Raw genomic sequence first — 20510 nt, forward strand, 5'->3', positions numbered from 1 at the left:
GTATTCTTGGTGATGCTTGGCGTGCATCTCCTGGGATGCGGCGAAGAGCTTTCCGCTTTTGTTGGATGGAGAAGATGGCGGCCAGCGGCAGGACGGCGCCGCCTGACGGTCTTCTCCCCGCCGCGCGGCCGATCATCCGCCGCGATCCCGATCGTGAACCGGACCGATGCGATGAAAATCATCCGCGAAGGTTCGATCGGTAAAATCCAAGTAGAATTATAATAGACTGTTCCGGATTAATAGTTACCAATCTATTATTCGAGTGAGCGCCTGAACTATCTTTACGGAAGGATCGGTTTCAGCGATGTATCTCTCCGTAGCCGGAAGGAATTGTTAACCAGTCGGCACCGAGGAACGGCCTTTCATCTGCCTCCGACGGTGCCGTGGCGTCCTTTTTTCCTGCGTAGAGTTTTTGGGGGAATTGATTATGACGACTTTCACGACCACTTCGCCGACCTCGAAGGGCGCTCTTCCGACCGGCGTCACCGAAATCGGTGGACTCGTTCTCGATCTCGTCGGCCTCAACGGCGTCAGAATCGTGAGCCAGATTTCCGCGTCGAGTCTTTACGAGGGCTACCCGACCACTACGCCCGTCACCATCGGCACCCAGTCCGGCTTCGATGCCGCCACGATCGCTGCCCTCGGCGGCGGACTGAAGGAAGCGGCCGTGCGCGTCACCCTCTATGACGGCGACTCCGCCGCCGGCGATTTCGATTTCCACGACAACGGGCTCTTGCTGAACGGCATCAATTTCGGCGACTGCAGCAACGTCTCGACCCAGGTCACGACCAACGACGGCAAGACCGGTTCCTCGATCCAGAACGGTTTCCCCGACGATAGGCTCGCCACCGGCTGGTTTTCGTCAACCGACGCATCGGTGCTGAAGAGCTTTTACGACAGCCTCACGAGCAAGCATGCCGTGACGTTCGGCTTCCTCGACAAGGACGTGAACGACAACCAGCTCAACTTCAAGCAGGGCCTTGCCGGCAATCTGATCGACATCGGCAAGCCGCCGGTGCCGGTGAACCAAGCGCCTGTCATCGACCAGCACACGCTGTCGCCGGTGCTCGGCGCCTGCGACACCCATGCCAGGCTCGGCGCGGACGATCTCCACGCCACCGACGCCGAGGGTGCCGCGCTCACCTATACCGTCACCGCCGCTTCGGTCGGCACGCTGCTCGTCAACGGCGAGATCGCCGGCGTCGGCACGCATTTCACGCAGAGCGATATCGATGCCGGCCGCGTGACGCTCTACGGCGGCGCCGTGCAGCCCGCCGCGAACGGCACCTTCTCCGACAGCTTCCATTTTTCCGTGTCGGACGGCGTCAATGCGGTCGCCGGCTCGTTCGACGCCGCCTATGCCGGCTTCGACAACGTCCAGACGCAGGCCCAGTGGGGCGGCTACTGGGGCGGCAGCGGCAAGGACTACCTTCTCGGCACGAACGGTGCGGACAACATGTCCGGCGGCGACGGCTGCGATACGCTGATCGGCAACAAGGGTGACGACAACCTCCATGCCGGCGAAGGCAACAACCGCGTCTTCGGCGGCGAGGGCCGCGACAACCTGACGGGCGGCAACGGCAACGATCTTCTCGACGGCGGGGCCGACGACGACCAGATCAGCGGCAACGGCGGCAACAACATCCTGTTCGGCGGCGCCGGCAACGACCGCATCACCGCCAATGACGGCAACGATGTCGTGTTCGGCGGCGACGGCAACGACCAGATCGACGTCAATGGCGGCAACAACCGCGTGAACGGCGGCGCGGGCAACGACCGCATCACCACCGGCAACGGCAACGACACGATCGTGGCGGGTGCCGGCGACGACGTGGTCTACGCCAATGGCGGCAACAACAAGATCCAGCTCGGCGGCGTGTCCGGCGCGGTTTCCGACGGCAACGACCAGTTCTGGACCGGCAACGGCGCCGACAAGTTCGCCCTCTTCCTGGAGGATCGCGACGGCAAGGCCGCCGGCTTCGGCAACGACACGATCAACGGCTTCCGCATCGCCGAAGGCGACCAGCTTCTGGCCTTCAACAGCAAGGCCGGCTTCTGGGACAACAAGGCCGATCTCGCCTCCATCACGCAGAACGGTTTCGTTTCCGGCGCCCGCTCGGCCGATGGCGGCGACCTGACGCTGTTCTTCGCCAAGGGCCAGGCCAACGAATCCTCGGTGACGCTGAAGTGGTTCTTCTGGGACAACGGCCAGTTCCTGTCCAACGACGAGCGCTCGACGGCCTTCGGCCAATACATCGCCGCCGACAAGCTGGCCGGCATTCTGGAAGACGTGATGCAGGACGGGTCCTCGGTCGGCGTTTCCGGCACGGACTTCGTCGCCAAGGGCCTGAACTACGTGGCCGGCGACTTCCACCTTTAAGCGCCCTCGCTCCGCATCGAAGCCCCTGAAAAAACCGCCCCGGTTCACGCCGGGGCGGTTTTTCACGTCGTCGAATACAGATCCTCCCGTGTCGGCGGCAGGCCGGAAGAACCGCGGCGGCGGCGGGAGGCGACGGTCTGGTAGAGGCAGACGGTGTTGCGCTCGAAGGCGATGGAGCAGGCGGCGAGATAAGCGAGCCAAAGGCGCGTCTTCGGCGCGCCGACCAGCGCCACCGCCTCGGGGTAGCGGGCGAGAAGCCGGTCGTGCCAATGGCGGCAGGTGCGCGCGTAGTGCTCGCGAAGGTCCTCCACGTCGTGGACCTCGAAGCCGTGCTTTTCGAGCGACTGCACCGTGGAGCCGATATTGTCGAGCTCGCCGCCGGGAAAGATGTACTTGGTGAGGAGCCGAAATTCCGGGTTCTGGCGCTTCAGGAGCTTGGTGCGCCGCTTGGCGGGGCGCGTGATCGCCTGATGGAAGTAGAGGCCGCCTTTCTTGAGGACGCGCCGGACGGTCTCGTAATAGGCGTCGTACTGGTCGAAGCCGAGATGCTCCTGCATGCCGACGGACGAGACCTTGTCGTATTTGCCCGTGACGTGCCGGTAATCGCCGATCTCGATCGTGACGAGGGATTCCAGCCCGAGCGCGCACACCTTTTGCCTGGCATAGGCCACCTGTTCCTCCGACAGGCTGACGCCATGGGCGTGGACGCCGTAGTGTTGCGCGGCATGGATGCAAAGCGCCCCCCAGCCGCAGCCGATGTCGAGAAGTCTGTCGCCCGGTTTCAGGCGGAGCTTGCGGCAGATATGGTCGAGCTTGGCCTCCTGCATCTCGTCGAGGCCGGCATCCCAGCGCGTGGCGTAGCCGCAGGTATAGACCATGCGGGAATCCAGAAAGAGCGCGTAGAACTCGTTCGACACGTCGTAATGGTAGGAAACGTTCTCCTTGTTGCGCCGCTTGTCGCCGCCTTCCTTTTCGGTGGCGATCTCCTCCAGCGGCCAAGGGCCACCGCGCGGCAGGAACAGGAACTTGAGGCCGGTAGTGAGCGCCAAACGGCGGTCGAGCGTGCGGCGGATCTCATTGGTGCGGACGCTCGGGCGCCGGGCGACGAGATCGAAGATCGAGCCGTTCAGGATGTCGATGCGCTCGGCCACCCAGAGGTTGGCGAGCGTTTCGGCCTTGGGGGCGCGAAGAAGGGCGGCGACCACGTTCTCGTCGGCGATCGCGATGGCCGGGGCGTCCTGCGGCCAGTCGGAGGGAACGAGGCTGCCATCCCAAAGGCGGAAGCCGAGATCGAGCCGAAGCCGGTCGCGCGCGTGATCGAGAAGCCTGCGGAAGGATGTCAGCCGCTCGCTCGCCTTGGTATCCATGGGCATCCGTCCCCTCCGCTCGGCGCTTTTCTATCAGATGACAGGAGTTCGACCAGCGTGTCCGCGTCTTCGATCTTGACGGAACACGCTCCGACACTGTTTCCAAGGGATCGCGAAACGCCGTTCGGTTGTTTCACTTCTCGATTCATTCCTTCAAACGGAGCCCGCTTTCATGCGATCCGGTATCCTCGCGGCGGTGACGGTCGCTTCCGTTCTGTGCTGGGGCACGGCAAAGGCGCAGGTTCCCGACTACGTGCCCTTGAACGGGGGACGGGAAGAAAGCTCGCCCCGGCCCGATCCGGTGTCGCCCAACGCCTATCCGAATGTCGACGGCACACCCTCCACCCCGTCGGATGTCGCGGTGGAGCCGCTCGATCCGGCAGCAGGCCAGCCCTCCACCCAGCAGCCGCGGCAGCTCGACCCGACCGCGCAGGCCGCACCGGCTTTGTCGCCGCCCGCGCCTGGGAGCCCGGCCCCGACCCCTTCCAACCTGCCGCCGCTCGATATCGACCGGGTGATGGATAAGGTGAAAACCTGCTGGACGGCCATTCCGAAGGTCTATGGCACGCCCGCGCAAGGAGGCTTTGCCCGCATCCGGGTGAAGCTGACGCCGGACGGGGCGCTCGACGGCTCGCCCATGATCATCGACAAGCCGGCGGGGCCGATCGGCGCGAAGTTCGCCACCAGCGCGGCGGACGCGATCAATCGCTGCCAGCCCTACAAGTTGCCGGCCGAGCGCTATGCCGAATGGCGTCAGGTGGAAATGCGCTTCGACACGATCGACCCGGACAATCCGCCTCCCGCGCCGCCCCCGCCCGCCCAGCCGACCGGTCCGGATGCGATGCCGTCTTCGCCGCCGCCCGGCACGCCGGCCCCGGCGCAAACGCAAAGCACCTTCGACAACTACGTGCCGAGCGTTCCGGCCCCCGGTCAGTAGAAAGCCTCAGCCGGAATTTCCGCCGCGCGGGGTTTGGAGGGCCGTCGCCGCGCCATCAACGCACCAGTCGCGCCGCTTGTCGCCGCGATAAGGCGCGACGAGCCCTTCCTCGACGAGTTGGCGGGACACGTCGGGCGTGCCGGGCACGGCGACTTCGGCGAGAACCCGGCCGAAATATTTGTCGCCGGAAATGTCGGTGAGTTCCAGGCGGTTCTGACCGAGAAGCGCGGTCAGGCGGTCGCGCGCCACGACCGCCGCCTCGCGCTCGGCCTCGCAGCGCCCTTTCAGTTCCGGTGCGTCGATGCCGCGAAGGCGCACGGCGGTGCGCACGACCTGCTGCGGCCAGATGAAAGCTTCCACCTCCACCGTGTCGCCGTCGCGAACCTTCAGGACGCGCGCGGCCACCGGGCCGGAAACGGTGCGCTCGTCATTGGCGCCCTCCGCCGCATGGGCGACGGGCGAGACGGCAACGAGCGCCAGCGCGAAGCAGAGGGTGGAGAATGGAATGCCGCTCATATGGGATGAACCCGAAACAGCCGAATTATAGGAACATATTCCTCGCGCGTGCCGGCGTCAAATCGCGATCCGCGTTCTGGACAAGAAAGCGGATGGAAGGGCCGGTTGGTTCCGTCGGCCTAGAGGGTGTTACGTATCTTGGGCAAGTGTTGTGTCGGGTCAGCGAGGTTCAGTCCGGTAGGAGGGAAGTCGATCCAAGACTTTCCGTCTTGGTTCGACTGGCCGACGCCCCGGATGACCTCGCTCACCCGACCCTTCGGGCTGTGCGGGCTTGGCTGCCGGAGTGCGTCGCCATCCTTGCCGGTAGCCCCGCTACCGGCTGCCTCAGGCTCCTACCCGGCAGCCAAGCCCGCACAGCACAACACATGTCCAAGGTCCGTAACACCCTCTAGAAGTCGGAAATGATGCCGTTCTTTTCCCAATCGCCAAAACGCGTCGGCTCCGGCCCCTGGCGCCCGTTGATCTCGCGGGGCCGCTCACGCTCTTCCTCGGCGACGAGGCGGCGGGCTTCTGCTTCCGCCAGCGCGCGGGCCGCGGCCGGCGACAGGACGCGCGGGGGCGTCGAAAGGGGAGAAATAGTGGTGCGGTCCGGGGTGTCTTCGCTCATTTCACTGGACATCGGATCGCCGGGGCCGAATTGCAAGCGGGCGAAAGAGGATTCAAGGCGAAAGGCCCAAGGCGATGGACGAGGCGAAGGGGAACGTGCCGTTCCGCAAGTCGGCGGCGCACCGGCAACGGCTGGAGCGGGCGGCCGACCAGTTGTTCGCCTTGTTCGAGGAGAACGCCCTCGACCCGGCCGGCGGCTTCTTTCCGCTGGACGGGCAGGGAAGGGCGCTGACGGGAACGGCGGGCTGGCCGCGCGCGCTCCACGACGTCACCCGCAACATCCACTGCTTTTCCATCGCCAAGCTTCTCGGGCGATCCTCGGGCGAGCGCTTCGTGGATCACGGCCTCGCCTTTCTGAACCGCCACCGCGACGAGGAGCATGGTGGCTTCTTCTGGAGCGTGGCGGAAGATGGGCCGGTGGAGGACACCAAGCAGGCCTATGGCCATGCCTTCGTGCTTCTGGCCGCTTCCAGCGCCAGCGCCGCCGCCCATCCGAAAGGCCCGGCGCTCTTCGAAGAGGTCGACCGGCTTCTCGACGAGCATTTCTGGGAAGAGGATCGCGGCGCGGCCGTGGACGGCTTTGCGCGCGACTGGTCGCCCTTGTCATCCTATCGCGGCCAGAACGCCAACATGCATCTGACCGAAGCCCTGATGGCGGCCCATGAGGCGACGGGCGATCCGAAATATCTGGAACGGGCCGAGCGCATCGCCGGGCTTCTGATCGAGCGCCATGCGGCCGGCCTCGCATGGCGCGTGCCGGAACATTTCACTGCCGATTGGACGCTCGACCGCGATTTCACCGGCGACACCATGTTCCGCCCGGCCGGCATGACGCCCGGCCATTGGCTGGAATGGGCCCGCCTTCTGCTTCAGCTTTGGCTGGCCGGCGGCAAGTGTCATGGCTGGATGGTGGATGGCGCCGAGCGCCTCTTCGCCAACGCCGTGCGCTGGGGCTGGGACGAGACCCATGGCGGCTTCTTCTACACCACCGACTTCGAGAACAACCCGGCGATGCGCGAGAAGCTCTGGTGGCCCGTGGCGGAAGCCATCGGCGCGGCGCATTATCTGGCCGAGCACCGACCGAGCGACTTCCACGAGGAATGGTATCGCCGCGCTTGGGAGTTCGCGGAAGGGCACCTGATCGACCCGGCGACGGGCGGCTGGCGCCCGGAACTTTCCGAGGACCTTCGCCCGCAGAACCGATTGTTCCACGGCTTTCCCGACCTCTACCACGCGCTCCAGGCCGTGCTGATCCCGCTTTATCCCGCGACGGGCAGCCTGACGCGGGTCGTCACCCCGCCGCGTTGAAGGCACAGGCACCCGACACCATTTCACGTGAAACATTTTCCCGCGTGAGAACCCAACGGAGAACCGGAGCCCCATGAATACCGTGAAGACGGCCATGCTGATCGCCGCCATGACGGCCTTGTTCATGGGGCTCGGATTTCTCGTCGGCGGCCCGCGCGGCATGATGGTCGCCTTCGTCGTGGCGGCGATCACCAACCTCCTCGCCTATTGGAACGCCGATAAGATGGTGCTGCGCATGCACCATGCGGTGGAGGTGGATGAGCGCACCGCGCCAGAATATTACGGCATCGTCGCCCGGCTCGCCGCCAATGCCGGCCTGCCGATGCCGCGTGTCTACGTTATTCAGCAGGACCAGCCGAACGCCTTCGCCACCGGCCGCAACCCGGAGAACGCCGCCGTCGCGGCCACCACCGGCTTGTTGCAGATCATGACGCCGGAAGAGGTCGCGGGCGTCATGGCGCACGAACTCGCCCATGTGCAGAACCGCGACACGCTGGTGATGACGATCACCGCGACGCTGGCCGGCGCGATCTCCATGCTCGGCAACTTCGCTTATCTTTTCGGCGGCAACCGGGGCAATGGCGGCAATCCGCTGGGGATGATCGGCATGCTTCTCGGCGTCATCGTCGCGCCCTTCGCCGCGATGATCGTGCAGATGGCGGTGTCGCGCACCCGCGAATATTCCGCCGACCGGCGCGGCGCGGAAATCTGCGGCAACCCGGCCTGGCTCGCTTCAGCGCTCGCCAAGCTGGCGCAGGCCTCGGGCCGCCTGGTGAATGCCGAAGCCGAGCGCAATCCCGCGACCGCGCATATGTTTATCGTCAATCCCTTGAGCGGCCAGCGCATGGACAGCTTGTTCTCCACCCATCCCGACACGCAGAACCGCATCGACGCGCTTTTGGCGATAGGCGGCGGAGGCGGGGACGGGCGGTTTATGCCGGGCATGGCGCCGACGCAGACGATCCGAAGCGACGATGCGGCCGGGGGACCCTGGTCGCGCGGCCTCGATCGCAACAAGAGCCAGAGCGATGGCCAGAGCCGGGGGCCCTGGGGTTGAGTCATTCCGTGAAAGCCGCGCCCGCGCCTGAGCGCGCGGGCCTCGCCTCGCGCCTCGTCGCCGCCAAGCTTCTGTCGGCGGTGGTGGATGCCCGAACCTCGCTCGACGGCCTTCTCGACCCGAAAGGCGGGCATCCCGGCTACCGGGCGCTGGAAGGCCGCGATCAAGCGTTGGTACGGGCTATCCTCCTGTCCGCGCTTCGCCATCGCGGCACGATCGAGCGGCTGATCACCGAGCGTCTGGAACGGCCCCTGCCGGAAGGCGCGAGAGGTCTGGTCCATTGCCTCCATGTCGGTGCGGCGCAGGTCTTGTATCTCGACGTGCCGGATTCGGCCGCCGTAGATCTCGCCGTTGCGGCGGCGGAAAGCGATCCGCGCAACCGCCGCTTCAAGGGGCTCGTCAACGCGCTTCTGCGCCGGCTGGCGCGTGAAAAGGCCGATGCCCGCCCGAACCCCGGTGAGAACCTCGCTCCATGGCTGCGCGCCCGGCTTCTCGCCGCCTATGGCGAGGCAGTGACCGACGCCATCGCGGCAGCCCATCTGACGCCCCCGCCGATCGACCTCACCGTCAAATCCGATCCCGAGGGCTGGGCACGCCAGCTCGGCGGGCATGTTCTGCCCGGCGGCACGGTACGCCTCGCCTCGCTGGAGATGGCGGTCTCCGCCTTGCCGGGATTTGGGGAAGGTCAGTGGTTGGTGCAGGACGCCGCCGCTGCGCTTCCAGCCCGGCTCTTCGGCGATGTGCGCGGCTGCCGCGTCGCCGACCTTTGCGCCGCACCCGGCGGCAAGACGGCGCAGCTCGCCCAGGCCGGCGCGCTTGTCACCGCGCTCGACCAGAACGCCAACCGGATGAAGCGCCTTCAGGAAAATCTCGCCCGGTTGAAGCTCTCAGCGCAAACCGTCCTCAGTGACGCGGCCGCGTTTCAGCCGGATGAGCTCTTCGACGCGGTGCTCGTGGATGCGCCCTGTTCCTCCACCGGCACGATCCGCCGCCATCCCGACGTTTCCTTCACCAAGGACGCGGCAGAGGTGGACAAACTGGCCGTGGTGCAGCGCCGTCTTCTGGATGCCGCCGCGCGGCTGGTGCGGCCGGGCGGGCGGATCGTCTTTTCCAATTGCTCGATCGACCCCACTGAGGGCGAAGCGATGGTGGAGGCTTTCCTCCGTGAACGCCCGGATTTCCGCCTCGATCCGGTGGAGCGTCATGAATTGCCCGGCCTCGAATGGGCGATCGACGCGCAAGGGCGGCTGCGCACGCTGCCCTCCATGCTGCCCAACCCAGAGGACCCGCGCCTTTCCGGCCTCGACGGCTTCTTCGCCGCGCGGCTCGTCCGGCAAGGGTGACGCTTCGTTCGCTTTTTTCGGGCCTTTTTCGGAAGGGTCGCCGACCATAGCTCTCCCCGACCGGTAGACGGCAGGAGAGAACCCATGAAGATCGGCATCATCGGCGCGGGCAATATCGGCGGCGCTCTGGCCCAGCGCCTCGCCGCGCTCGGCCACGACGTGACGCTCGCCAATTCGCGCGGTCCCGAAACGCTGAAAACCTTCGCCGAAGAGCACAAGGTCACGGCCGCGACGGCGCGTGAAGCGGCGCAAGCCGGCGAGATCGTGGTGGTGACGATCCCGCTCGTGAACGTGCCCAAACTCGGCCGCGAGCTTTTCGAAGGCGTGGGCGAGGATGTCGTGGTGATCGACACCAACAATTATTATCCGCGCCACCGCGACGGGCGCATCGCGGAGATCGAGAATGGGCTCACCGAAAGCGCCTGGGTGGAAAGCCAACTCGGCCGCCCCGTGGTGAAGACCTTCAACAACATCGCCGCCGCCCATCTTCTCGGCAAAGGCCAGCCGAAGGGCACGGCCGGACGCATTGCGTTGCCCGTCGCCGGAGATGACGCGGCCAAGAAGGCGAAGGTTCTGGCGCTGGTGGAAGAACTCGGCTTCGACGCCGTGGACGCCGGTTCGATCGCCGAATCCTGGCGCCAGCAGCCCGCGACGCCTGTCTACGGTACCGATCTCGACGCGGCGGGCGTTTCCCGCGCCCTTCAGGAAGCCTCGCCGGAGCGCAAGGCCGAATGGCGCGCCACCGACCAGAGCCCCGGAACGCTTGCCAACCCCGCCTGACGCATCGCAAATCCCTTTAGCATTCCGTTTACCATGATGGCGCATGATGATCCGGCCGGCTTCCCCTCGGGGACCGGTTGGGCCATGCGCCGAAGCGGCGCTGACAAGGGAGCGGAGAAGCGACCGTGGAACTCGTGGCGGCACATCTTGCCGGACAGCCGCGCTTGCTGCGGCTGGCTTTCAGCGAAGCCTCCCGTCGCGCCCGCCATGCGGCCCGCACCGGATTGTTCGCGCGCCTCCTCTTGGCGGGGGTCGCGCCCGAAACCCTGCCCGTCATTCCCGGCCGGCTGACTGAGGGCGATCCGCGGCTTGCCGCCGAGATCTATGGCGGCTCGTTTCGTCTGGCCAATCGCACCATGGAAACCGGTGGGCGCTCGCCTTTCCTCGTTTCGGCTCCCTCGCGCGGCTGGCAGGTCGAACTGCACTCCTTCGAATGGCTGCGCCATCTGGAAGCGGCCGGCGACGCGCTGGCGGGCGCCAATGCGCGCATTCTCGTGTCCGACTGGATGCGCCTCGTCGGCTCCAAGCCCCGCGCCGTCAGTCACGACGCCGATGTCGCGGCGCGCCGTCTCCTGTCCTGGCTCGCCCATTCCGATCTCCTGCTCCACCGCGCCGACCAGGGTTTTCGCCGCCGCTTCCTGAAGTCGCTGGCCGGCCAGCTTCGTTTCCTGCGCCAGGCCGCGCCCGAAGCGCCGGACGGCTTGCCGCGCCTTCTGGCGCGCATCGCGCTCGTTGCCGGCACGCTGTCCCTTCAATCGGGCACGCCCCAGCTTCGCCTCGCGTCCCGCCTTCTGGCGGAAGAACTCGACCGGCAGGTCTTTGCCGACGGTGTCCACGTTTCGCGCGATCCCGCCGCCGCGGTGACGATCCTCGCCGAGCTTCTGCCCCTGGCGCGGCTTCTGGAAAACGAGAACCAGCCGGTTCCCAAGAGCCTCGTCACGGCGGTGGACCGCATGCTGCCGATGCTGCGCTTCTTTCGCCATGGCGACGGGGCGCTCGCGCTCTTCAACGGCGCGGGCACCGTGGATGCGCATCTCGTCACGACGCTGATGCGCCACGACCCGACGCTCGGCGAGCCGATCTCGCATGCGCGCCAGGGCGGCTACCAGCGCTTGTCGGCCGGCGGCACGGTGCTGATCGCCGATACCGGCGCGCCGCCCCCTTTGAGCTTCTCGGGCAACGCCCATGCCGGAACGCTCGCCTTCGAGTTCTCGGCCGGCAGCCATCGCTTCGTCGTCAATTGTGGCGCGCCGCAGGGCTCCAGCGCCGACATGCGCCGCCTGGCACGCACCACGGCGGCTCATTCCACGCTGACGCTCGCCGACCATTCCTCCTCGCGCTTCGAGACCACGGGCACCATCGAGCGCCTTCTCGGCCAGCCCCTGATCGCCGGGCCGACCCATGTGCCGGCGAGCCGCGAGGACGCGAGCGACGGCATGGGCATCCTCGCCTCGCACGACGGCTACGCCGCCCGCTTCGGCCTGACCCACGAGCGCACCGTGTTCCTGTCGCGCCGGGGCGATCGCATCGAGGGCGTCGACCGGCTGGCGGGGAGCCCACGCGGGCTGGGCGCCGGCGAGCGGGCGAATGCGGCGATCCGCTTCCATCTTCATCCCGACGTCGCCGTCCGGCGCGAAGGGGAAAGCGTCGTCCTGTCGGCTGGGCCTGAGTGCTGGAGCTTCCACGCCGACAGCGCGGTCGCCATCGAAGACGGCATGTTCCTGGCCGATCCGGCCGGGCCGCGCCGCTCGGTGCAGATCGTTTTGAGCTTCGATCCGCGTCGGCGGCAGGACGTCGCATGGTCCTTCATCCGCCGGAAATGCCCCACGGCCGACGCAATGGCGCGCCAGAACGCAGGATAGATGACCCGCGCGCTTCTCATCCTCCTCGTTCTGGCGATCCTGGCCGGCTGCGGAGGCATGACGCGCGCCGTCGGCGTGTTGCCCAATACGCTGGACGACCTTTCCGCCAAGACCGAGCCCTTCCGCCGGGGGCGCGAGCCGCAAAAGCCCGCAGCCGAGCCCGAACGAGTCCAGGCGCCGCTCGGCGGTTTGTGAGGCCTCTGGACGCCGCGCCTTGTTCGGTTCACGCTGTGCGTTCGGGACGGGCCATTCCCCGTTCGCGGGACGTGGAGGGACGGCGGCATGGACCGGTTCATGGGCGGTTGCCTTTGCGGCGACATCCGCTTCGAGGCTTCGGGGCAACCTTATCGCGTCGGGCTTTGCCATTGCCTTGATTGCCGCAAGCATCACGGCGCGCTGTTTCACGCGTCCGCGATCTTTCCCGTCGGGGCGGTGACGGTGAAAGGCGAGGCGGCCGAATATGAAGGGCGGTGCTTCTGTTCGCGCTGCGGCTCGCCCGTCTTTGCCCGCGAAGGGGACGAGGTCGTGGTCAATCTCGGCTCTCTCGACGCGCCCGACCAATTGACCCCGACCTACGAGCTTTGGACGGTGCGCCGCGAAGCCTGGATGCCGCCCTTTCCGCTGGCGCGCCATCATGAGCGCGACCGGGATGCGACGACCCGATTCGAGGAATAGAGTCTTCTTCGTTGCGGCGGTTCCTTGTGGCGGTTATCACGCGGCCGAAGCCTGAACCGCTACAAGGAACCGTCGTCATGGCCGTCGCCGCGAACCTCACCCCCGTTCCGGACCGCGTGAGGCCGAAGCGCGCGCTCTTGTCGGTGTCCGACAAGACAGGCCTCGTGGATTTCGCCAAGGCTCTGGCCGGGCACGGAATCGAGCTCGTTTCCACCGGCGGCACGCGAAAGGCGCTCACTGAGGCGGGCCTTTCCGTCAAGGACGTGTCGGACCTGACCGGCTTTCCCGAGATCATGGACGGGCGCGTGAAGACGCTCCATCCGCTCGTCCACGGCGGCCTCCTCGCCATCCGCGACGACGCGGCCCATGGACAAGCCATGGCGGATCATGCCATCCAGCCGATCGATATCCTCGTCGTGAACCTCTACCCGTTCGAGGAGGTGATGCGTTCCGGGGCCGAGTTCGGGCATATCCTGGAGAATGTCGATATCGGCGGGCCGGCGATGATCCGCGCCAGCGCCAAGAACCACGCCTATCTGACGGTCGCGACGGACCCCGCCGATTACGCCGAAATCCTCGCGGCCCTTGGGGAGAACGACGGAGAGACGACGCTCCCGCTCCGCCGGCGTCTCGCGGCCCGCGCCTTTGCCCGCACCGGCGCCTATGACGCGGCGATCTCGCAATGGTTTGCCGGCGTAGTTGAAGATGACGCGCCGCGTCACGTGAGCTTCGCGGGCCGTCTCGCTGAAACGCTGCGCTATGGCGAGAACCCGCACCAGACGGCCGGCTTCTTCGTGACCGGCGACAAGCGCCCGGGCGTCGCCTCCGCCCGGCAGGTGCAGGGCAAGTCCCTGTCCTACAACAACATCAACGACACGGATGCCGCCTTCGAATGCGTCGCCGAGTTCGACCCGAACCGCACGGCGGCGGTCGCCATTATCAAGCATGCCAACCCATGTGGGGTCGCGGAAGGGGGAAACCTTCTCGAAGCCTACAAACAAGCTCTCGCCTGCGACCCGGTCTCCGCCTTCGGCGGCATCGTCGCCTTGAACCGTAAGCTCGATGCCGAGGCCGCGAAAGCCATCGTGGAAATCTTCACCGAAGTCATCGTCGCCCCCGACGCGGACGAGGAAGCGATGGCGATCGTCGCCGCCAAGAAGAACCTCCGCCTTCTTCTCACCGGCGGCCTGCCGGACCCGCGCGCTCTTGGGCAAACGGTGCGCTCGGTCGCGGGCGGGCTTCTCGTCCAGTCGCGCGACAACGGCGTCGTGGACGATCTCGATCTTCGCGTCGTCACCAAGCGCCAGCCGAGCGAGGCCGAGATGACGGATCTGCGCTTCGCCTTCCGCGTCGCCAAGCACGTGAAGTCCAACGCCATCGTTTACGCCAAGAACCGCGCGACGGTCGGCATCGGGGCGGGGCAGATGAGCCGCGTGGATTCCGCCCGCATCGCCGCCCGCAAATCCGAGGACGCCGCGCGCGCCATGCTTGCGGAAGGCACGGGACGCGAAATGGCGGCGGGACAGGCGCTTGCCGGCGAGGTCAAGCCGCTGACGCTCGGCTCGGTGGTCGCCTCCGACGCCTTCTTCCCCTTCGCCGACGGCCTTCTCTCGGCTGTGGAAGCCGGCGCGACGGCGGTGATCCAGCCCGGCGGCTCGATGCGCGACGCGGACGTCATCGCGGCGGCCGACGCCCACGGCATCGCCATGGTGCTGACCGGCATGCGCCATTTCCGGCATTGATCGGGGGATGGCGGCGGCGTTTGTGCGCCGCCGTCCCTGCCGCTATCCTGTAGCGGTGCCAAGTCGAAGGGCTGTTCCGATGGCTGTCCCCAATCTCCAGCCGATGTCGGCAAACGAGTTCCTGGCATGGGTTCGGGACCGATCGGAGCGTTATGAACTGGTTGCCGGCCTGCCCGTCTGTATGATGGCGGGAGCAAAACAAAGCCAGGCGGTTGTGGCGAGCAATATCCTCGTTTCCCTCAGCCCTCAGGCCAAGCGTGGCGGATGCCGGACGACAGCCAGCGACACCGCCGTCAGAACCACCCCCGACTCCATCCGCTATCCCGATCTGGTGGTGGATTGCGGGCCGCCGGACTCGCAGGCGCTCGAAGCCTCCGTTCCAACCATCCTCGTTGAAGTCTCCTCGCCCGGAAAGTCCGCGATCGACGTGACGGACAAGCTCGAAGAGTATCAAAGCCTCCCGAGCACGAGGGTGATCGTCTTCATCGATCCCGACGTGGTTTCGGTGAAAACCTATCGCCGCGCGTCGGAGGGCGATTGGACGACCGAGCGATATGACGACCTCGACCAGATCGTTCCGATGCCAGAGATCGGCGCGGCCTTGAGCCTTGCCGACATCTACGACACGCTGACCCCCGAAGAGCGACCCCGCTTGCGGGTCGTGAATGCCACGCGCTGACGCAAGATCGACGAAAGGGGAGCAATGTCCATGACCGGTGCGAGCGACACCGCGCTCGTCCTGTTTTCGGGCGGGCAGGACTCCACCACCTGCCTTGCCTGGGCGCTGGACCGTTTCGCCCATGTCGAGACGGTCGGTTTCGACTACGGCCAGCGCCACCGCGTGGAACTCGATGTGCGCCCGCGCATCCTCGACCGCCTGCGGCGCGACTTTCCCGCGTGGGGCGCGAAGATCGGCGAGGATCACCTCATCGACATGGGGGTTCTCGGCCAAATCTCCGACACGGCGCTGACCAAGGATGCGGCCATCGCCATGCAGGAGAACGGTCTGCCGAACACTTTCGTGCCCGGCCGCAATCTCCTGTTCCTCACCTTCGCCGCGGCGCTAGCCTATCGGCGGGACGCGAGGCGCCTCGTCACCGGCGTCTGCGAAACGGACTATTCCGGCTATCCCGACTGCCGCGACGACACGATGAAGGCGATGCAACTCGCCCTCAATCTGGGCATGGAAAGCCGCTTCGTCGTCCACACGCCGTTGATGTGGATCGACAAGGCGGAAACCTTCGCGCTCGCCGAACGGCTCGGGGGAACAAGCCTTCTCGATCTCGTCTGCGAGGAAACCCATACCTGCTATCAAGGCGACCGGGAGCACCGCCACCCCTGGGGCTATGGCTGCAACGCCTGCCCGGCCTGCGACCTTCGCGCCAAGGGCTGGGAAGCCTTCGTCGCGGCACGCTGAACTTTATCCATCAGGCAGCAGAAGATGGCCGTCGGGATCGCGCACCGGTGCCGACATACCGGAGAGTATGAGGCGGGTTGCGGCGATGCTTTTCTCCTCTGCCGGAGGTGAGGCGATGGCTTCGGGGCGGCGGTAGCAGAGGAGTTCGAGATGGGGCGGGGCGCTGCCCGGCGGGGTGAGGGAGGTGACTTCGACGGCCGGATCATCGAGGACAAGACCGTCCAGCCGCGCTTGTTCGGCGCCCCGATTGGTCTGGCGGGCGGCGAGGGTGAAGCCGAGGCGGGTGTAGAAGGCGATACTGCGTTCGGTGTCGGACACGCCGATGGCGGAATGGTCGATGCCGAGGTGAAGGCCGCTGCGGGCGTTCCAGGGCGCAGGGGCCTTGCCTTCGGGAAATTGCAGAAGCTCCAGCGGATGGCCTTCCGGCGAGTGGAACTTGAAGGCGGTGACGCCGCCGGACGCTTGCGGAAGCTGCTCCGGGCCCCGTGTCGAAATCGGCGTCCAACCTTTCACGCTCTGCAGTCGAACATAGGCGGCGTCCATGTCCGACACGATCACCGCGAAATGCTGAAAACGCGTGTCGTTCGAAACGAGGTCGGCCGGGGTGGGTGCGCCCTCCGTTCGCTCGATCTCGACGCGCTCTTCACCGAGGTGGAGTCCGCCAGCATTGTTCCACTTGAAACCAAGCGCTTCGGCGAAGAACGCGGCGAGCGCCTGCGGTTCGCGCGACATCAGGCGGATGGCGGCAATCCTCAACCCGGCCATCGCGCGCCCCGCCGGTTGAGATAGACCGCGTAGAGCGAGTGCGACACGCCGAGAAACAGGCGGTTGCGGTAGGGACTGCCGCCGAAACAGAGGTTGGACACGAGGGCCGGCGTGAAGATGCGCCCGAGAAGCTTGCCCTCCGGCGAGATGCAATGAACGCCGTCCTCGGCGCTCGACCAGATGTTGCCATCCGTATCCACCGCCAGCCCGTCCGTATAGCCGGGCTCGACCTTGTAGAAGTCCCGAAGGTTCGACAGCGCGCCGTCCGGGGAAACGTCGAAGACGCGTAAGACCTGGACCGGGTTCTCCTGCCGCTGGTCGCCCGTCTCTGAAACGTAGAGGCGGCGCTCGTCCGGCGAAAAGGCGAGGCCGTTCGGCCCATCGAAATCGCGCGACATCGACTGGAGCGAGCCGTCGCGCGGGTCGAAGCGGTAAAGCGCCGGCGGCTGCTCGATCTCTTGGCGACCGCCCTCGTAATCGCTGAGGATTCCGTAGAGCGGGTCGGTGAACCAGATCGTGCCGTCCCCTTTCACCACGACGTCGTTCGGGGCGTTGAGGCGCTTGCCTTCGAAGCGGTCGGCAAGGAGCGTCACCGAGCCGTCGTGCTCGGTGCGGGTGATGCAGCGGCCACGATGAGAGCAGGCGATCAGACGGCCCTGCCGGTCGCGGGCGAGGCCGTTGCTGTAGTCGGAGGGCTCGCGCCAGACCGAAACGCCTTCCGCTTCGCGCCACATCATCGTGCGGTTGCGGGGAATGTCCTCAAACAGGAGGCAGTTCCAGTCGCCCATCCAGACGGGGCCTTCGATCCAGCGAAAGCCCTCGGCGAGGCACTCCATCTGCGCGTTGCCGAGGATGTAGCTCTTGAAGACGGGGTCAGCCGCCTCGAAGCGGACGTCCGTCGGGGCGGGAAGGGGGCGGCTCATCGGAAGCGGCAGGGGGAGGTCTCGTCCCGCTTGGTATCGAACTGCACCACCATCAGAACCGCCGGCTCGTCGCCGACCGTGCCGGAAAGGTGACCGGTCTTGGTCTCCTCCACCGTCCTGCAGTTCTGGTCCTCGCCGAAGGAAATCTCGCCCGGCCCCATTTCCACCCGCGTGCCGTCCATCGATTCCACGAACCAGCGGCCGGAAAGGGGGATGATCCATTGCGGCGCGGGGTTCTCGTGCCATTGCCCCGTCCAGCCGACGGGCTGCACCGTCACCATCACACTCATGCCGTCATGGTGCTTCTCTCCCTGCCATTGGGGGGCGGCGGGCGGCTTCATGCTTTTGAGATCGAACTCCGTCATCGCGCAACGCTTCTGCCGGCTGATGCCGTCCGCATCGGTGTAAAGGTGCCAATAGGGCACGTTCGGTTTCTCGCCGGCCTCGCTCATGGGGCGGTCTCCGTGATGGAATAAGGATGGGTCGAGCCGAGCGGGTCGGCGAAGAAGGCGTCCACCGTGCGGGCCGTGGTGCCGAAGGTGATGAGGAGAAAGCCGCCGGCGAGCGCGAAGTTCTTCCAGAAGTCCCACATCAGTTCGCGGCCACGGCTCGGCCCCGTGAAGGCGAAGTCGCCGGTCGCCCAAAAGCGCTTCCAAAGGACGGCGGTCGCCATGCAATAGAGCGCGAGGATCAGCGCCGCCGCCTTATCGAAGAAACCGGTGAGGACCCCGAGCGACATCACGATCTCGACCGTCAGCCCCGTGAAGATCAAAAGCTTGGCGAGGCCCCGGCTCGGCGCGAGTTCCGATGCCTGACTGACGGCACCGGAAAAGTTCACGATCTTGTCGGCCGCGCTGAAGGGAAGAAACAGGAGAACGAGGATCAGTCGGATCAAAAACGCGATCACGATCTCCATGGCGGGCCAAGCTCCTTGTCGAGGTCCGAGGAACGCGGCTCGCCCGCCTTTCGTTCACGCCCCGTTGGACGGAGAGCTTAGGTGATGCAGGACGAACGCTTCGATGTGATCGTGATCGGGTCCGGGCCGGGCGGCGGCACGATGGCGGCCAAGCTCGCCGAAACGGGCAAGCGCATCCTCCTCGTCGAGCGCGGCGATTACCTGAAGCGCGAGAAGGCGAACTGGGACACGGACGCCGTGTTTCGCAAGGCGCGCTATCAGGCCGACGAGACCTGGATGTCCTCGGACGGCCAGAGCTTCAAGCCGGGGCTGCATTATTTCGTGGGCGGCAATTCCAAGGTCTATGGCGCGGTTCTGTTTCGCCTGCGCGAAGAGGATTTCGGCGGCATCCGCCATCCCGACGGTCTGTCGCCGGAATGGGCGGTGAAATACGACGAGTTCGAGCCTTATTATCAGGCGGCGGAGGAATTCTTCGAGGTGCGCGGCCGGCGCGGCGAGGACCCGACCGAGCCGTGGTCAAGCAAGCCCTACAAGCATCCCCCGATCCGGCACGAGCCGCGCATCCAGAAGCTCTCCGACGATCTGGAGAAAGAAGGCCTCCACCCGTTCCACCTGCCGATGGGCGCGCTTCTGACCCAAGACGAGAAGGGGAATGCCACGCCGGAATCGGCGCTTCTCCGCTGCGACCCGTTCGACGGTTATCCGAGCCTCACCAACGGCAAGGCGGACGCGCAGGTGATCGCGGTCGATCCGGCGTTGAAGCTTTATCCGAACCTCACGCTTCTCAAGAACGCCTATGCCGAGAAGCTTCTGACGGACGCTGGCGGAAAAAGCGTTTCGGGCGTCGAGGTGGTGATCGAGGGCAAGCGCCATCGTTTGGCCGCCGATATCGTGGTGGTGGCCTGCGGCGCGCTTTCCTCCGCGCTGCTGCTTCTGCGCTCAGGGGTGGATGGCGATGCCAAGGGCCTTGCCAACGGCTCCGGCCTCGTCGGGCGCAACTACATGCGCCACAACAACGCGACGGTTCTCGCCATTTCCAAGGAGCCGAACGAGACCGAGTTCCAGAAAACGCTCGGCCTCAACGACTTCTATCACGGCCACGACAAGAGCCCCGCCAACGACTGGGAGTTTCCGCTCGGCCATATCCAGATGGTCGGCAAATCCGACGGCACGCAGATCGAGGCGGAAGGGCTGCCGGCCTTTCTGCAATGGTTTCCCGAAAAGCCCTTCGATTGGATGGCCAAGCATTCCATCGACTTCTGGCTGACCTCGGAGGATTTGGCGAAACCCGAAAATCGCATCTTCTACCGCGACGGGCAGGTGCATCTCGACCTGACCGAGACCAACATGGAAGCGCACAAGCGCCTTCGGCAAAAGCTGCGCGACATCTGCGACAAGGCCGATATCCACCCGCATCTTCTCGACCGCACGCTTTATCTCGGCAAGGACACGCCGATCGGTGGCACGGCGCATCAGGCGGGAACCCTCGTCTTCGGCGAGGACCCCGCGCGAAGCGTCCTCGACCGGAACTGCAAGGCGCACGAACTCGATAATCTCTATGTCACCGATGCGAGCTTCTTTCCGTCCATCGGCGCGGTGAATCCGACCCTCACCATCATCGCCAATGCGCTGCGCGTCGCCGACGTGATCACTGACCGCCTCGGCGCGGGGCGGATGGAAGTGGCGGGCGGCGCCAGCGCGGTGTCGATGGGCGTGACGTAAGGGACGGGCGGCGCTTGCGTCACAGCGAAAGCTGAACTAGCCTCGGTCCGTCTTCGATCCGAACCAAGAAAGGGGCCCCGAGTGACGTATTTCAGGCATCACCGCCAGCGCGGCCCCGTTTTCGCCCTGCAGATGCGTTTGCAGGGCTGATCGAACGACGGACGCGGAGGCGTCCTCTTCCCGATCGGCTCATC

Annotated in this window: 20 protein-coding genes; 13 read left to right on the top strand and 7 right to left on the bottom strand. The window is 66.1% G+C overall.

Going from position 1 to position 20510, the window contains the following annotated elements; genetic code table 11:
* Positions 1-427 precede the first annotated feature (427 nt).
* Entirely contained in the window at positions 428-2380 is a 1953-nt protein-coding gene (locus F9929_RS10340) for a calcium-binding protein (RefSeq protein WP_152046474.1), read from the top strand.
* A gap of 62 nt (positions 2381-2442) precedes the next feature.
* Here the strand turns inward: F9929_RS10340 and F9929_RS10345 are convergent, their stop codons facing one another.
* The gene (locus F9929_RS10345) at positions 2443-3753 is read right to left on the bottom strand and encodes an SAM-dependent methyltransferase (protein ID WP_235919169.1); all 1311 of its coding nucleotides are present in this window, start codon (positions 3751-3753) and stop codon (positions 2443-2445) included.
* Positions 3754-3919: 166 nt separating this feature from the next.
* Here F9929_RS10345 and F9929_RS10350 point away from each other — a divergent pair, with 166 nt between their 5' ends.
* Positions 3920-4684, top strand: a complete 765-nt coding sequence (locus tag F9929_RS10350) for a hypothetical protein (protein ID WP_152046475.1) — start codon at positions 3920-3922, stop codon at positions 4682-4684.
* 6 nt (positions 4685-4690) lie between these two features.
* Here the strand turns inward: F9929_RS10350 and F9929_RS10355 are convergent, their stop codons facing one another.
* Complete coding sequence (locus tag F9929_RS10355; protein WP_152046476.1) at positions 4691-5200, bottom strand: thermonuclease family protein; 510 nt, start codon at positions 5198-5200, stop codon at positions 4691-4693.
* Positions 5201-5588: 388 nt separating this feature from the next.
* Positions 5589-5807: a DUF1674 domain-containing protein gene (locus F9929_RS10360; protein ID WP_210251324.1), complete on the bottom strand. Its 219-nt coding sequence runs from the start codon at positions 5805-5807 to the stop codon at positions 5589-5591.
* 74 nt (positions 5808-5881) lie between these two features.
* On the opposite strand from F9929_RS10360, the gene F9929_RS10365 reads away from it, so the two are divergent.
* From F9929_RS10365 to queC, 10 genes are all read left to right on the top strand, one after another.
* Positions 5882-7114, top strand: a complete 1233-nt coding sequence (locus F9929_RS10365; protein WP_152046478.1) for an AGE family epimerase/isomerase — start codon at positions 5882-5884, stop codon at positions 7112-7114.
* A 73-nt stretch (positions 7115-7187) separates the two neighbouring features.
* Positions 7188-8171, top strand: a complete 984-nt coding sequence (gene htpX / locus F9929_RS10370) for a zinc metalloprotease HtpX (RefSeq protein ID WP_152046479.1) — start codon at positions 7188-7190, stop codon at positions 8169-8171.
* Positions 8105-9514 (top strand): RsmB/NOP family class I SAM-dependent RNA methyltransferase, encoded by a 1410-nt coding sequence (locus F9929_RS10375; RefSeq protein WP_407922220.1) that lies wholly within the window; start codon positions 8105-8107, stop codon positions 9512-9514. The genes htpX and F9929_RS10375 overlap by 67 nt, the downstream gene beginning before the upstream one ends.
* Before the next feature lie 84 nt (positions 9515-9598).
* The gene (locus F9929_RS10380) at positions 9599-10294 is read left to right on the top strand and encodes an NADPH-dependent F420 reductase (RefSeq protein WP_152046481.1); all 696 of its coding nucleotides are present in this window, start codon (positions 9599-9601) and stop codon (positions 10292-10294) included.
* 125 nt (positions 10295-10419) lie between these two features.
* The gene (locus F9929_RS10385; protein WP_152046482.1) at positions 10420-12156 is read left to right on the top strand and encodes a heparinase II/III family protein; all 1737 of its coding nucleotides are present in this window, start codon (positions 10420-10422) and stop codon (positions 12154-12156) included.
* The gene (locus tag F9929_RS10390) at positions 12157-12351 is read left to right on the top strand and encodes a hypothetical protein (protein ID WP_152046483.1); all 195 of its coding nucleotides are present in this window, start codon (positions 12157-12159) and stop codon (positions 12349-12351) included.
* Positions 12352-12438: 87 nt separating this feature from the next.
* The gene (locus F9929_RS10395) at positions 12439-12831 is read left to right on the top strand and encodes a GFA family protein (protein ID WP_152046484.1); all 393 of its coding nucleotides are present in this window, start codon (positions 12439-12441) and stop codon (positions 12829-12831) included.
* 77 nt (positions 12832-12908) lie between these two features.
* Positions 12909-14573, top strand: coding sequence for a bifunctional phosphoribosylaminoimidazolecarboxamide formyltransferase/IMP cyclohydrolase (gene purH / locus F9929_RS10400; RefSeq protein WP_152046485.1), 1665 nt, complete (start codon positions 12909-12911; stop codon positions 14571-14573).
* 79 nt (positions 14574-14652) lie between these two features.
* Positions 14653-15252 carry a Uma2 family endonuclease gene (locus tag F9929_RS10405; protein ID WP_193227693.1) on the top strand — a complete coding sequence of 200 codons (600 nt, stop codon included), beginning with the start codon at positions 14653-14655 and terminating at the stop codon, positions 15250-15252.
* A 24-nt stretch (positions 15253-15276) separates the two neighbouring features.
* Positions 15277-15990 carry a 7-cyano-7-deazaguanine synthase QueC gene (gene queC, locus F9929_RS10410; protein WP_152046487.1) on the top strand — a complete coding sequence of 238 codons (714 nt, stop codon included), beginning with the start codon at positions 15277-15279 and terminating at the stop codon, positions 15988-15990.
* A 3-nt stretch (positions 15991-15993) separates the two neighbouring features.
* On the opposite strand, the gene F9929_RS10415 is transcribed toward queC, so the two are convergent.
* Genes F9929_RS10415 through F9929_RS10430 form a run of 4 tightly spaced genes read right to left on the bottom strand, consistent with a single transcriptional unit; the run spans position 15994 to position 18594 of the window.
* On the bottom strand, positions 15994-16755 hold the full coding sequence (locus F9929_RS10415; RefSeq protein ID WP_152046488.1) for a VOC family protein: 762 nt from the start codon (positions 16753-16755) through the stop codon (positions 15994-15996).
* The gene (locus F9929_RS10420) at positions 16743-17678 is read right to left on the bottom strand and encodes an SMP-30/gluconolactonase/LRE family protein (RefSeq protein ID WP_152046489.1); all 936 of its coding nucleotides are present in this window, start codon (positions 17676-17678) and stop codon (positions 16743-16745) included. Before F9929_RS10420 ends, F9929_RS10415 begins: the two co-directional genes overlap by 13 nt.
* Positions 17675-18130: a cupin domain-containing protein gene (locus F9929_RS10425; RefSeq protein WP_152046490.1), complete on the bottom strand. Its 456-nt coding sequence runs from the start codon at positions 18128-18130 to the stop codon at positions 17675-17677. The genes F9929_RS10420 and F9929_RS10425 overlap by 4 nt, the downstream gene beginning before the upstream one ends.
* On the bottom strand, positions 18127-18594 hold the full coding sequence (locus F9929_RS10430) for a DoxX family membrane protein (protein WP_152046491.1): 468 nt from the start codon (positions 18592-18594) through the stop codon (positions 18127-18129). Before F9929_RS10430 ends, F9929_RS10425 begins: the two co-directional genes overlap by 4 nt.
* Before the next feature lie 84 nt (positions 18595-18678).
* On the opposite strand from F9929_RS10430, the gene F9929_RS10435 reads away from it, so the two are divergent.
* Positions 18679-20316 (top strand): GMC oxidoreductase, encoded by a 1638-nt coding sequence (locus F9929_RS10435; protein WP_152046492.1) that lies wholly within the window; start codon positions 18679-18681, stop codon positions 20314-20316.
* Positions 20317-20510: the final 194 nt, after the last annotated feature.

This window comes from Aureimonas psammosilenae (genome assembly GCF_009176975.1).
Taxonomy (GTDB): Bacteria; Pseudomonadota; Alphaproteobacteria; order Rhizobiales; family Rhizobiaceae; genus Plantimonas; species Plantimonas psammosilenae.